The sequence below is a fragment of the Granulosicoccus antarcticus IMCC3135 genome, assembly GCF_002215215.1.
In the GTDB taxonomy this organism is placed as follows: domain Bacteria; phylum Pseudomonadota; class Gammaproteobacteria; order Granulosicoccales; family Granulosicoccaceae; genus Granulosicoccus; species Granulosicoccus antarcticus.
In genome coordinates, this window is the sequence record NZ_CP018632.1 from 206382 (window position 1) to 219301 (window position 12920).

Consider the following 12920-nt stretch of genomic DNA (forward strand, 5'->3'; position numbering starts at 1 on the left):
AATGCAATATGCTGTGCACAGCATATTGCATTCTACGCCAATCAGAAGATCATCAAAGGGCTTGTTGGCGATGGCAATCACCTGGTGACCCGGATCAAAAACAACGCGGTAGGCTACAAGATGCCCGAACCTTGCCAGCGTCGAAAACGAGGTCGTCCACCCAAGTACGGCGAGCGAGTCCCCCTGGCGTCGATACGTCACAAGCCTGGCCCGTTCCACAAAGCGCCCAGTCCAGTTTATGGCGATCACGCAGTCGTGATCAAGTATCGTGTGCGCGATCTGCTCTGGAAGCCTGCGGGGGGATTGGTACGCTTTGTCATTGTGGAATATCCCAAGCGCGGCCACTGCCTGCTGATGTCCACGGATCTGAGCTTGAGCGCGCTGGAGATCATTGAACTCTACGGGCTGCGCTTCAAAATCGAGCATAGCTTCAAGCAAGCCAAGGGCGTGATCGGCACGTACAGCTATCACCTGTGGATGCAGGACATGCAACCACTTCGTCGTCACCAGGGTGATCAGTATCTACACAAAAAACCGAAGGTCTATCGAGATCATGTGCATCGCAAAATCAAGGCCTATCACGTGCAAGTGCAAGCCGGTATTGTGGCTCAGGGCTTGATGCAGTATCTGTCAGTCACCGAGGAGCAGCGTGTGTGGCAGGGCTTCGGCTCGTGGCTGCGCACAATACGGGCACATGTCGCGCCCTCCGAACGGGTAGTTGGAATGGCACTGCGAAATGCGTTGCCTGAATTTCTGCTAGGCAGTGGTGAAAAGCATGCCTTGGCGAAATTCATCACCGAACGTCAAGATACTGATTTGATGCCAGAATTTCGTCTGGCTGCATAGGGCATACATTCCACTCTTGAGGAGGGACAGTAAGCGTTTCTATGGCGTTAAACCGGCAACCTTTGATTTTCTAGGTTTCACACACTATTACACTGCCGCAAGAGCGAATGGTCGATTTACTGTGGGACGGAAAACGATCAAAGGACAAATGGTGGTGTCGCTGAAAATAATTAAACGCGAATTGCGCCGTCGTATGCATCGACCTATCTCCGAAACTGGACGCTGGCTAAGTCGGGTATTGACAGGACATATGAATTACTTTTCTGTGCCTGGCAACTAACAAGAGTCTGGCCTACTTCTTTATCAGAGTCGAACGGCTCTGGCTGCGCTCTCTCAGGCGCAGAAGCCAACGTAACATAATGACGTGAGCGCGCTTTCATCGAATCAAGACGATCTTCTTTCCACTAATTAAAGTGCAACATCCTTACCCCAAGGCTCGCTTTGACGCCAAAAATCAAGGCAGGAGCCCGGTGCGTTAGTAGCGCACGCCGGGATCTGTGCGAGGGGTGCCGAGCAACCGGAATTCCTATCGCGACCGTCTTGATCACCATGAATCAGAATCGGTGATCGACAAGCCCCAGAATATGCACTTTCGCAGCAGGCAGACTATCTGATTAACAGACACTTATCATGACCGCCAATGGAAAGTGAAAGAGGTGCGAACAGCTGAATAGTTACCCCGAATATAGGTAAATTCGAATCTTAGTGAATATTCATGTAGTAATTTATGAATAAACGTGTAAGTGCTTGTTATTACGAATTGCAATTGCCAAAAATTTGCCGCTTTAGTCTTGAGCTCCATGTTTTTGTGATGAAGGTTTCAATTTCATCGATAAAACATGTTAAGTCGCTACCAAGCTTGACCGATATAGATACATAGGCGATCCAAGCCACTCATTATTTGGTCGTCAATATATTGTCGCAAATTGCGCATGAGGCGAACCAAATGAAAGCATTTATCGCAGGGCTGGTGTTACTTGCAGGTGTATTAAAAGCGGTAGGTACGCAGGCCGATCCTACGCAAAATATTATCGTTCAGATTTCATATTGGATTGATGCCTTGGCATTCTTACTAATATACTTAATAGTAGTTACTCAAAAGGACAATAAGTAGAGAGCCCTAATTGTTGGACAGCAACCAGAGCACCTTTCGTTAATATGCTGTCTTCCTAATTGCAGATTGAATGTAAAACGAATTGAGTTTGTTTTCCCCAGTGACTGGTGCCGGCGCTTGGTATTATAAAATTCGAAGTATCGACCTAATAACTGATTCGCATCGCCAACCGTGTCATAAGCTTGCAGGTAAACATATTTGTAATTCACACTGCGTCACAGCCGTTCGACGAACACATTTACGAGAAAACCTGCTCAGAGAGTTTCTTCCACACATTGAAGGTGGAAGCCGTTCACGGTGAACTATTTTCAACACGTAAAATGATGAGAGTAGTCGCGTTCGATTACATAAAAACTGACAGTAATAGAGTCATTCATCACGCATAATTCGGAAATACAAGTTCGGTTAAGTATGGGTTGGCACATGTGGCTTGATTGATTGTCCACTAGGGAAGTTCAGACGTTTCAATCATGATTACGACAAGCGGGTACCCCTGAGTTCGTCCTGGGCGCTATCCCAGTCAGAACTCAGCATGTTCAGCTTACTGTTTTGTATCTGAGTCTTCAAGATCGCCTATTGATCGCGCCAGTAAATTCGATGGTTCCAACGAACGCCCGTCTGAGCTGACTGCTGTTGAAACCATGGCTGCTATGCTATTGAATATGCAACCTTGCGAACAAGGTAGTAATCTCCCACCACGGATTTCAAACACTTTCCAATAGTCGTCATCAGCTGAGAGTTCGTTAGAGGGTGGTGTGAAAACTCTGGGCGATTGACCGCCAATCGACACTCTAACTTGGGCATTCGACGTGCTGGTGATCGAGCCCGAGCCTGTATAGTGTCTAACTGCATAGACGTAACGGTCATCGGCGCCTGTTTCGAGGGTTTGCACTGTGATTGTCTCAGGACCAAAGCTGGATCGGTCATCTACATCCAACGACGCATTGCTGGCATTAGGGTCACTGTAATAGACGTGGTATTCAGTGTTATCACCCGTCAACTTAATTAAATGCGAGTCTAGATCACGTGGATTTTGACCCCAGCTTAACACTGTGCTCATACCACCTACTGCGACAAATCCGGCTGGGTCCGTGGCAAGAGAACATTGCGTTTGCTCACTGAAATGCTCGCAGATAAAACCTGAAACATCGGAGTATCCTTCAACAGTGGCTTCGACGTTGTAAGTGTCATACGGCAGAGTCAGCTCAACTAGAAATACATCATTTGATTCACCACTGGCGACCTGAACGCCCCCCGAATTAAACACTGTGTATGAAAACTGACTCAGCGGTAAGCCATTAGAAGAGTCTGATAAATCCAATGAAAGACTGCCATCTACTCGATCTGGCGCTTGCAGCCGAATAACACCAACATTTCCTTGGCTCTCATCGGACGTGGCGACTGTGTCAAAAGAACGCATTTCCGCTCGTAGCCCTGGAGCTGGAGATGAATTTGTCGATCGAGTTGGATCTGCAAAAATCGTGATGCGAGAATTGGGAAAGAAAGGTAGCGACTCGGAGAAGCCGCCACTCTCATTAGTTTGAGTTGATAAGCCCTGACCGTTGGGATAGCTTATAGACACGAACACGTTAGCTGCGGGGAAGCCACCGACTTCAACACGCCCGGCGACTACAATAGTTTCGCCTTGTTCAGGCTCGATTATTTGCTCGCCTGTATTATTCAGTAAGTCGGTAATGTAGTGCCAAGCTGCGTGTGTACAATTTTCAGGTTCGTCAGCTTTACATAGCTCAAAACCGACTTCTGTAAGATTCAAGCCACCAGAGTTTTTCGAACTGTGCGTGTATCCGAACTGATAGTCCTCATCACTAGTTATCCAGAAATCATGTTGAAACTGAGAATTGAATTGTCCAGCCTCAAAACTATTTGCCTCAGAACTATTTGATGTGACCTCCGTGTGTCCTAGGTAATATTCGAAAACTGGCTTTCCTTCAATATTGCTTTCTAATGCACGCAACGTTTGAGACTTCCACAGTTGCCCATAGGAACTTATCAATCCGTCGTGGCTCGCTGTTCTATATCTATCAGGTAAAATAAGGTCGTCTAGTAAACCTCCAGGGTTTTCCTTCGAAGACTCAGCACCTATCAGTACGTTAGTAGAAATCATTGGGTATGATGCTGGATAGGTACTCGCCAAATCAAACGCAAGCTTACCAACTGGCTGGTCAGCAAGACCGATATACTGTTTCATTGTTTGTTCTTGAAACTCAGAGCCTTCAAATAATCCCAAACTTGGACTGTATTCTTTCCCGAGCTGATGGCAGTTGATAGAACCACACAATGTGCTCGATACAACGCCGGCGTGATTGTCACTAAATCCTCTGTTGAACGTCCATGATTGATCTCCACTTGTGTATTCGCTTGTGGAACCATACACACCGGAATGAGGTGATCCAACCGTTGTAACAGACGCTATCATGTTTTCGAAGCGTTGAATTGATGACGTTGAATCCTGCACATCAAGCGACAGGCCTTGCAGCATTGTGCGAACCAAGACCCCACCAAAAGAATGAGACACAATATGTACTTTTTTTCCTGTAGCTGTATTGATCTGTTCGATTGCAGTGGCCAGCTCTTCCGCTACCAGTTCAAATCTCGCGTTAGTTTGCCAGCGGAATGTCAATGGGAAAAATCGCCGTTCAGCGTCTAGCTCGAGTTCTTGAATCATGCCTGTCAACCGCCCAAAATAATCATCTCTTCCACCTAAAGCACCACTGGGGTCGAATCCGTGTACAAAAAGAACAGGCTCTCTACCTTGATAATTCGCGACATCCGTGCTGCTAATAGTTGATTGAAGCGCAGTCGCACATTGGATTTTTACGTCGATATCATCATAGTGAGATAACAAACCCTGTGTAACTAACGGTTCAAACGTTGGTAGCACGCGCGGTTCGCCACCGTTTTCAAATCTGCTTTCGTCAAAGGAAACATTTGAAACAAAAACGCCTTCTGTTCCTGACCACACATTCGACATCAAATAGTCGTCTGGATATTTGACTGAATTGTTGTAACGAAGGTTAGAACAGACAGCCGGAACGTTGAACTGAGAGAGGCTATTTACACGACTTCTACTCTGTATGTTTCTGTCGGCACTAGACCGAACTTCGCCGTCCGAGAACGCATCACTATTTCGAAAATTGACATATAGCTCAGTGAGTGGGGCATGATCCAACGTGATTTTTCCTCTATCACTTTCAGATATTTCTGGCAGAGAATCAAATTTAAAAGCATATTCAGACGGACCACTTTCTACTAGTGAAAAGCTAAGTGTGTAGTCACTTTCCAAGTCACCATTACTGCGGATTAAAACATCATTCCACTCTGTCGAGATGACTCCGCCAGATGCGGGCATCAAACCCGACAAAAGTATTGTTTCCAAGGCGATGTAAAGCGAGTAATCTAGAGTTTCCGAGAACGATATCCCATCAGTGTTGCTTATCGAATACGAGATAGTGAAGGGCAAAGTTACTCCACCTGTTGTAGACGCTGGGGGGCTTAATTTCAGATTTAACTCATCATCAATACTCGCCCAATCTGGAGCACCTGAGAGGCTGAGCGATGACACCGTGCTATCACCGTAGGTAGTCAAAATCGGCACGACAACAATCTCACCGGGAACTACTGAGGTGCCGACGTTTTCATCGATTTGAAGGGTGTAGTTAAAGTTTGCGATGTCAACGCTGTCGACGCCCGGTTCAATATTTTGCCCGTCATTCTGCAGCTCATTGGAGTTTGATGAGGAGTCGCAGCCTACCAAATATAAACAGACTATTGTGGTGGCGAGAATACTAACCGAGTGCTTCATTTAAAGTATATATGCCTTAAAACCCAGTCAGGACTATACGTGATTAAGGATTCACACAACAATCTATTTATGCAAAGTCCGGCCCAATCCAGGAACTCTCGATGGAGAATACTGATCAGGAGTACAGGTTTCATCTAGCCTCACTTTGCCAAGAGAGTTTTTGCCTCCCTAAAAATTATTCATAAGGCTATAGCAGTGGTAAGACTCGGAAGCCGTTCGAGTAATCTTAGTGGGCTATATATCAATGGCACTCGGTTAGAGCCAAGGGTCTGATCTAAAAGAGATTTCAGGAATTTTGTAGTGGCCGGCTCCGGCGAGTACGTTTCAGGTTGCGAAACAATCAACGTAACCGAAACCAGCCACCATGCAGCCTACCTGTGACTTGCCTTTAGAGCAACACCTGCGCTCCAGATTCGACTCTATCGGGGTGTTCAATTTGATTACCGATAATCGCTTCTTCGACACCGTCGAGTCAAATCTGCCTGCACATCGCGAACGCATTTATCCACCGACCGAAACTCTGGCGATGTTCGTCGCATAGGTTCTTAACGACGATGGTTCTTGTCAACGGGCCGTTAACGAGCGAATCGTTCGCTGCCTGCAGCATGGGTTGTGGCCACCGGGAAACTCGACAGCAGCCTATTGTGAGGCGCGCGCCCCCTTGCCCGTATTGCTGGTCGAAACACTCTTCAAGACGGTTGGCCAGCGAGTCAGTGATAACGCCTTGCCCGAGTGGCTTTGGCGGGGCGTTCTGTCTATTTCATTGATGGTACCGGACTGACGATGCCGGGCACGCCCGACAACCAGCGCGCGTATCCGCAACCGTCCAGCCAGCAGGAGGACATTGGTTTGCCCCGAAGCTCGCTTCGGTTGCATTGTCGTGTGCAGCCACGGATGCGATCATTGATGCGGTGATCGCACCAGCCAAGGGCAAGTCAACCGGGGAGCTGTCGCAAATGCGGACTCTGGCTCGCAGTTTGACGCCGGGGGATCTCCTGGTCTGCGATGCGATTTTCGAAACTTACTGGACATTTGCGATGCTGGAAGGTATCGGTTGCGATGGGATTTTCGAAATCAACGGCAGTCGCTCCCGCCCTGAAAAACGACGCGCATACCTGACACTGCATCGTCCAAGCCAGCCTGAGTGGATGAATGCCGAGACTTACGAATCGTGTCCGAAGCAAATCAGGGTGCGTCAGGTAATCAGCCGCCGTCGCGGGTATCAGGACACTTTTTTCATTACCTCACTCACTGACCAACGTTCGGTCAGTGCCAAAGAGATAGTCGCACTGTACTAGCGTCGATGTAACGTGGAGACGGATTTTCGCTCGCTCAAGTGCGCTCTGGATGCGGGAATACTGAGTTGCCTCAGTGCAGACATAATCAAGAAGGAACTCTGGGTGCGCCTGCTTGATTATAATTTGACACGGTTATTGATGAGTGAAGCCGCTGCGTTGTGTCATCGAGAGCCTCGTTCAATTAGCTTCCGGCATACCGTGCAACTGTGGAGTGCCTGGTCCCAGTGTGGTCAGCAACTTAATGCCCATGGCTGGGGCTATTTGCTCCGAGCGGTTGCTGGACGTCGGGTCGGGAATCGCCCGGGACGCCGAGAGCCAAGAGCCATAAAACGAAGACCCAAACAACGAAAACTGCTGAACATGCCGCGATCAGATGCGCGAACTTGCTGTCATAGATATGAGCAGTGATCGCTTATCCGAGTGCGTGTGTTGCAGCAATCGCTGGTCGAACATTAAGGAGGATGCTCGAAATGCGATGAGAAGCTGCGGAAGTGATGGAGGAGTTTGTGACCCTCCGGTATCGGCCTGCAGGGGCAGGTATCAAACCGCCTCCGAGCGGCATTGGCTAAAGACCGTTGTTGTGAGCATCGGGCGAAAAGGTGCGATGAAACAAGCGCATCAGGTATGGATTGAGAAGACGTACGCCCGTGAATCAGCGTTAAAGTGTCGAAATTAAGTTAGACGATGTCGAAACCGAGGGGAGCACTTACCTTCGGGACAGGTCCATCAGATACCTGTTTACGGGGTGGGCGGCATCCGGCATAGAGCTGACGTGATCTCAATCTGGGCGCTTTTGTGGAACTGCAAGAACCTGATCCTTGTGATGTTAAGGGAGTCGGCCAAGAGAAGAAAATCGAGGCCCAGAGTACCAAGGCACAAGTCAGGGACGGACCAACTCGTAGTAGCGTTGAAGTGCTTGTAATGAGCGCGGAGCAAAGGGGTTGGGGTGATCTGTTGAAATCAGTGTGTCAACATTTTGAGGGAGGAACATGTGAAGGATACAAAACCATTTGATATTTCCGAACGTCAGGTAGCGGAGGCCTACCAGCGCGTGAAGGCAAACAAAGGAGGAGCAGGAGTCGACAAGCAATCGATCGAACAATTCGACCGAAAGCTTGACGGCAATCTCTACAAGCTGTGGAATCGGGTAGCTACTACCCGCCGCCTGTCAAGGCTGTGCCGATTGCTGAGAAAAGTGGAGGTGAGCGAATACTCGGAGTGCCCACTATCGCGGATCGAACCGCACAAGCAGTGGTCACTGGGGTGTTGGTACCTGTATTAGAGCCGGGACTTCATGAAGACTCCTACGGGTACCGACCTAACAGATCAGCCCATCAAGCGATTGAGGTTACGCAAGCGCGTTGCCGACAGATCGACTGGGTGCTGGAATACGATATTCGTGGGCTGTTCGATAATATCGATCATGCCTTAGTGCTCAAAGCACTGCGTCGGCATACTCAAGAGAAGTGGATACTGTTATATGTGGAGCGCTGGCTAACGGCTCCGATGCAAGAGCAGGATGGAGCCCTGACACCGCGTGAGAAGGGATGCCTGCAAGGGTCCATATGTAATGCTATACATATTGAATAGGATCTTATTGATCGTGCGGCGATAGCCGCACTGCCAATAAGAGCATTGAGCTGAGTTGCGAGTGTCTGCCTGCTAGAAGCTATGGGGAAAGTATAAGGCCACCACGCCACCCAACGGCACACGGTCCTCTCATACGGACTTACACGCGCTCTGAGGGCCTCTGAGATAGGCTCATGGTTCAGGTGTCTCTTGGGTGTTAGTGCCGGTGTAAAAGCGCGGGTAATTGCCGCGGACGTCTAATTGGTGGAAATTCCTTGTATGAATTCCTCTGCCGTGATATCGCAATGACAAGGTCAGAATCAGAGCATCTCTACTGTTGATGACCCATTCTTGCAGTGACCTGTAGATGGACATTATTCGGAGAGAAGGTTGGGCGTTAATTGCACTACAGAGGCGGAGCAGTGCCTGAACGATGCTGGGTACTCTGAGAGCTCCTCAGCACGCCTGTTTCAATGTGCTCGATGCTACGCTCAGACTATGATTTGCAGATGCTGTGATAGAGGCAACAGGTACTGCTCGAATTGCACTATACCTGCACATAAAGAAGCTAGGCAACGTGCCGCAAAACGCTACCAACAAAGCCTGCAAGGACGCTCGAAGCATGCAGATCGGCAACGCCGATATAGAGCAAGACAAAGAGTGTTAGCGGTAAAAGTGACGCACCAGGGTAGCTCTGAAACGATTGACGTGGTAGCCGTGGCGAAGAAGCCTCTAGCGACTCCATTGCGCCAGAAAAGAACAGAGCACTACAGCAATTTCACCATCGTTTGCGACTACTGCGAAGGGATATGCTCGCAATTCTTGCGTAGTGATTTTCTTTCATTGACTGACCGTTCACGTCAACACTGAAACTTGAAACGCCAGAAACAATCTGTGCCCAGAAAGTGTGTTTCGAGCAATAAAGAGAATGATTCATTCCGCCCAGGCATGGGTCACCCTCAACTCCGCGGCAATTACCCGCGCTTTTACACCGGCACTAACACTTGGCGCAAAGCAGCACTACAAGAACGCCAAGATACTGCTTAGGACCGAGAAAACGCACTGATGCAGGAGTGACGCGACGACGAAATTCCTCGTTGCTGCAACAAAAACTGACACGTACTACCTGTGAAATATAAAACAGCCCTGACAAGCCTTTCGGAACTCGAGGGTAGTTAGCACTGTGCAATACACAGCCACAATGCGGACAACCTTTTACCCGGGTTTCAAGTGCAAACTTTCTATCAATCTGAAGCAGGTCGTTGTAGAGGTTTTCAATGTCGATTGCTTGATTGTCCATAGTCATTTCTCCGGGAATTGGCTATAGGAATATTCGTGCTCTAATACTTTGTCAACCACGCAAGTTGATGTTTACAATCTTTGTCCATCGCATAATGTGAGCGAAAAAGGCGGTTTTTACCCCAGATAGACTGGCCGTGCTCACCCTGTTCGATAGTAGTGTGAACGTTGTATATGACGGTCCGGTTGCATTCAAGGGCGGCCTGTTATGGCGAAGTTTTCGCAGTGAAGCCTTGACGCTGACGCAATCAACGGATAGTGATGTGAAGATGGCAGGATGGTTACAGGACAGCGGTTCGTTCACACGCAATGACAGCTACTCATTGCGTCGTACAGAGCAGCTGGCAGTCCATGCAGTCGAGACCGATGGTGCCGTACTTGATGTGACCGACGCCACCATTTACTGGGGTGGCGGTTTAGGGCGAGCGTCGCTTGATTTCTCTGCTGATCTGGCCGGTCGTGCCATCTTCCGCTCAGCAGAGACTGATGATAGACGGATCAAAGTCAGCACACCTTTGCCTTTTCACTATCTAGCGGAACCGTCAGCTTGGAATACAGCATGGACATTCCCAGAGGGACGCCTGCAGCTGCTGGCAGATGATGGCAGTGAGTTGACCCTGGATGCTGGAGCTTCGGAATCCGGTCGTGTGCAGATCACTTTGAGCAATAGTGATGGGGATGCGCAGTTTGATGTGGATTGGACGTTGTGGGCGGAAATGCTGCGGCCTTGAATAAAGCTCTTTAACAGAATGGCCGGATCAATGGTCGGCCGGCCTTCAAACTCGTTGCGATGGAACGCATGGAATACTGACAAATCCAGCTCATGCTTGATCAGGAAATGGGCAGCGTGTTCAAAGGTGGGGGGCATCCGCGTAGACCCAATTAAACTAATTGTTGATGTCCAAATCCAAATAATACTTTGCCATTTCAATTGACGCATCTTCCGAGCTGATTGCCTCAGTATTAGAAAATGCGACGAACCAAGTATTAACTTCGTGTGCGTTAACAATAACGGTATTGAATCCTACCCAGCCACCCGTATGCACTCGCACTTCCATGCCGCCGATCTGGTCAAACCCCCATCCATAACCGTACTGAACGTCCTCTCCATTATTTGTTTTCACTTTAGAAAATATTCTTTCTGTAGTGGCAGGGCTAACCAGAATATTGTTGTCAATAGCGTGTATCCATGCTTCCATATCGGTGAGCGATGTATATACGCCATCTTCACCTTGAAGAGCATTGCCGGTGTTGTAGTCAATATTTTCGAAGAAAGGCCATGCACCATACGATATCGCCTGATTCCGAATAGTTGAAGGATACGTAATAATTGCAGTGTTCTTCATACCGGCAGGATCGAATATTCTATCTTTACTGAAGTCTTTGAACGACTGACCGGATGCGCTCTCTACAATTAACGCAAGCAGGCTGTAACCACCGTTACTGTACTCATACCTTTCACCAATTTCGAAATCCAGTTTTGTTTGGCTTTTATAGTAGGCGTAGACATCATCATTGCTGATTAACGGCTTGTTCTTGTTGGAGCTAAAGAATGCATCTCCATAGTCGGGTAGCCCGCTTAGATGATGGACAAGATGACAGACTTTAATCTTGCTCATGTATTCAGGCAAATCTACAAGATAATTTCCAATATAATGGTCTCCTGATATTTTTCCCTGCTCTTCAAGAATGGCAACTGCCATAGCAGTGAACTGCTTTGATACAGATGCCATTCTAAAATTTGTATCGCAGTCAATACGTTCTTTCGTTTCTAGATTGCTGAGCCCATAGCCTCTTTTAAATACGGTAGTACCATCCTGTATCACCAAAACAGCCAGGCCTGGGCCGCACGCTTCATCATACTGAGCAAACCTTGCATCAAATGGCAAAATATCTGGCTTCTCGATGGTCATGAATTTTGCTTCATTCAACTGAGTATACTAAACACGGAAACAAGCGGTCTGTGCCAAGAGTCTATTCTATTTTTGTTCCTTGTCCAAAGGGGTTGTTTGTCTGATCAGAGCCTTGTGCGAAGATAGGTGTTTAGCGGATCGAACAGCTGCAATAAGGTGAGCTTTAGGCTGGCGCGAAGGAGCGGTAGCGCAGGCGCGGCAGGGTCAAGTTACAGTTTCAATGCTTGGTTATGTGTCGCTTTATATGCTGAACCTACAAAATATTTTCGCTGCTTATGTCGTCACCATCGTTGAGGCTAAACGACTGTCTCCCTCGGCGGCTATATCTTCAAATATCGTATCGAGCTTGTCAAATAAATCCCAACGTTCTTTGCCGATTTGGTTCGCCGTTAAATCTATTATTTCAAGCTCTAAATTTTCTACCCTCTTACCTTTCCATAATTTGTCTGCTAAGGCTACTAGCAGCTCTTCGTATGATGTTTCCATTCTTTCGTACTGTGCGTGGCTTCTACAGAATCTTGCGACTACGGGAGAAACATCGTGTTCCAATAGTAGTTTTTCTCCTGCTAACTCATGCAAGGAGCCAGGTTCATCCAATTCGTTTTTGTAAATTATTTTCCCCGCATCGTGACAAGCTGCGCCCAAGCACACTAAATTCTCATCTAGTGTAACTCCTATTTCTTTTAATTCATTAGCCAATTTTTCGGCTACTGCTCCTACGTGTATTACGTGATCTATCAGCCGGCTAGGTGCACCAAGCGATTTATAAAGTGCATAGACATCCTCTCGGCATTTGATCATTCTACATATCCGAAAATTGTGACGATTCAATAGAAATATATTTTTGGTGACGAGAGCTTGCCTGCTACAGATAACAGCTGCGATGTTTTGTGTACGCCCCGCATGGGCATGAACTTATGAGGTGGAAGTCCTCTATAGGAAGATCACTATCTGGATCCCAATCATGAAGTCATTAGATGATAACTACTAGCGAATGGCAAGAGCCAATCCGAGAGGAACGGTCTGAAGGAAGCCGCTAGCAAACCTGTATGCTGATG

Annotated in this window: 13 protein-coding genes; 8 read left to right on the forward strand and 5 right to left on the reverse strand. The window is 47.9% G+C overall.

What is annotated here, in order from left to right; translation table 11 throughout:
- Positions 1–24 precede the first annotated feature (24 nt).
- The 3 genes from IMCC3135_RS00950 (at position 25) to IMCC3135_RS35360 (ending at position 2346) form a co-directional block, all read left to right on the forward strand.
- A complete protein-coding gene (locus tag IMCC3135_RS00950) occupies positions 25–846 on the forward strand; it encodes a transposase (protein WP_335589295.1) in 822 nt (273 codons plus the stop codon).
- Positions 847–1792: 946 nt separating this feature from the next.
- Entirely contained in the window at positions 1793–1960 is a 168-nt protein-coding gene (locus IMCC3135_RS33850) for a hypothetical protein (protein ID WP_157735680.1), read from the forward strand.
- A 182-nt stretch (positions 1961–2142) separates the two neighbouring features.
- Complete coding sequence (locus tag IMCC3135_RS35360; protein WP_418251414.1) at positions 2143–2346, forward strand: IS3 family transposase; 204 nt, start codon at positions 2143–2145, stop codon at positions 2344–2346.
- 155 nt (positions 2347–2501) lie between these two features.
- Here IMCC3135_RS35360 and IMCC3135_RS00960 read toward each other — a convergent pair whose 3' ends face one another.
- Positions 2502–5783, reverse strand: coding sequence for an alpha/beta hydrolase (locus IMCC3135_RS00960; protein WP_088915870.1), 3282 nt, complete (start codon positions 5781–5783; stop codon positions 2502–2504).
- 364 nt (positions 5784–6147) lie between these two features.
- Between IMCC3135_RS00960 and IMCC3135_RS33860 the strand changes: the two genes are divergently transcribed.
- Positions 6148–6324 (forward strand): hypothetical protein, encoded by a 177-nt coding sequence (locus IMCC3135_RS33860; protein ID WP_157735682.1) that lies wholly within the window; start codon positions 6148–6150, stop codon positions 6322–6324.
- A 98-nt stretch (positions 6325–6422) separates the two neighbouring features.
- Here IMCC3135_RS33860 and IMCC3135_RS00965 read toward each other — a convergent pair whose 3' ends face one another.
- Positions 6423–6659: a hypothetical protein gene (locus tag IMCC3135_RS00965; protein WP_088915871.1), complete on the reverse strand. Its 237-nt coding sequence runs from the start codon at positions 6657–6659 to the stop codon at positions 6423–6425.
- Here IMCC3135_RS00965 and IMCC3135_RS00970 point away from each other — a divergent pair.
- The 3 genes from IMCC3135_RS00970 to IMCC3135_RS35365 all read left to right on the forward strand — a co-directional run bounded on the left by IMCC3135_RS00970 (position 6659) and on the right by IMCC3135_RS35365 (position 8671).
- Positions 6659–7081 (forward strand): hypothetical protein, encoded by a 423-nt coding sequence (locus IMCC3135_RS00970; protein ID WP_088915872.1) that lies wholly within the window; start codon positions 6659–6661, stop codon positions 7079–7081. The genes IMCC3135_RS00965 and IMCC3135_RS00970 overlap by 1 nt on opposite strands.
- Before the next feature lie 991 nt (positions 7082–8072).
- Positions 8073–8363, forward strand: a complete 291-nt coding sequence (locus IMCC3135_RS34910; RefSeq protein ID WP_236994724.1) for a hypothetical protein — start codon at positions 8073–8075, stop codon at positions 8361–8363.
- Positions 8300–8671, forward strand: coding sequence for a reverse transcriptase domain-containing protein (locus tag IMCC3135_RS35365; RefSeq protein WP_418251429.1), 372 nt, complete (start codon positions 8300–8302; stop codon positions 8669–8671). Before IMCC3135_RS34910 ends, IMCC3135_RS35365 begins: the two co-directional genes overlap by 64 nt.
- 976 nt (positions 8672–9647) lie before the next feature.
- Here the strand turns inward: IMCC3135_RS35365 and IMCC3135_RS33865 are convergent.
- Positions 9648–9950 (reverse strand): hypothetical protein, encoded by a 303-nt coding sequence (locus IMCC3135_RS33865; RefSeq protein WP_157735683.1) that lies wholly within the window; start codon positions 9948–9950, stop codon positions 9648–9650.
- 136 nt (positions 9951–10086) lie between these two features.
- Between IMCC3135_RS33865 and IMCC3135_RS00980 the strand changes: the two genes are divergently transcribed.
- A complete protein-coding gene (locus IMCC3135_RS00980) occupies positions 10087–10680 on the forward strand; it encodes a hypothetical protein (RefSeq protein WP_088915873.1) in 594 nt (197 codons plus the stop codon).
- A 156-nt stretch (positions 10681–10836) separates the two neighbouring features.
- Here IMCC3135_RS00980 and IMCC3135_RS00985 read toward each other — a convergent pair whose 3' ends face one another.
- Positions 10837–11862, reverse strand: a complete 1026-nt coding sequence (locus tag IMCC3135_RS00985) for a serine hydrolase domain-containing protein (protein ID WP_088915874.1) — start codon at positions 11860–11862, stop codon at positions 10837–10839.
- A gap of 273 nt (positions 11863–12135) precedes the next feature.
- Positions 12136–12663, reverse strand: coding sequence for an HD domain-containing protein (locus tag IMCC3135_RS00990; RefSeq protein WP_088915875.1), 528 nt, complete (start codon positions 12661–12663; stop codon positions 12136–12138).
- Positions 12664–12920 lie beyond the last annotated feature (257 nt).

Coding starts and splice junctions, on each gene's coding strand:
- IMCC3135_RS33850 (WP_157735680.1), top strand. CDS start 1,793: ATGAAAGCATTTATCGCAGGGCTGGTGTTACTTGCAGGTGTATTAAAA.
- IMCC3135_RS00960 (WP_088915870.1), bottom strand. CDS start 5,783: ATGAAGCACTCGGTTAGTATTCTCGCCACCACAATAGTCTGTTTATAT.
- IMCC3135_RS33860 (WP_157735682.1), top strand. CDS start 6,148: ATGCAGCCTACCTGTGACTTGCCTTTAGAGCAACACCTGCGCTCCAGA.
- IMCC3135_RS00965 (WP_088915871.1), bottom strand. CDS start 6,659: ATGCAACCGAAGCGAGCTTCGGGGCAAACCAATGTCCTCCTGCTGGCT.
- IMCC3135_RS33865 (WP_157735683.1), bottom strand. CDS start 9,950: ATGGACAATCAAGCAATCGACATTGAAAACCTCTACAACGACCTGCTT.
- IMCC3135_RS00985 (WP_088915874.1), bottom strand. CDS start 11,862: ATGACCATCGAGAAGCCAGATATTTTGCCATTTGATGCAAGGTTTGCT.
- IMCC3135_RS00990 (WP_088915875.1), bottom strand. CDS start 12,663: ATGATCAAATGCCGAGAGGATGTCTATGCACTTTATAAATCGCTTGGT.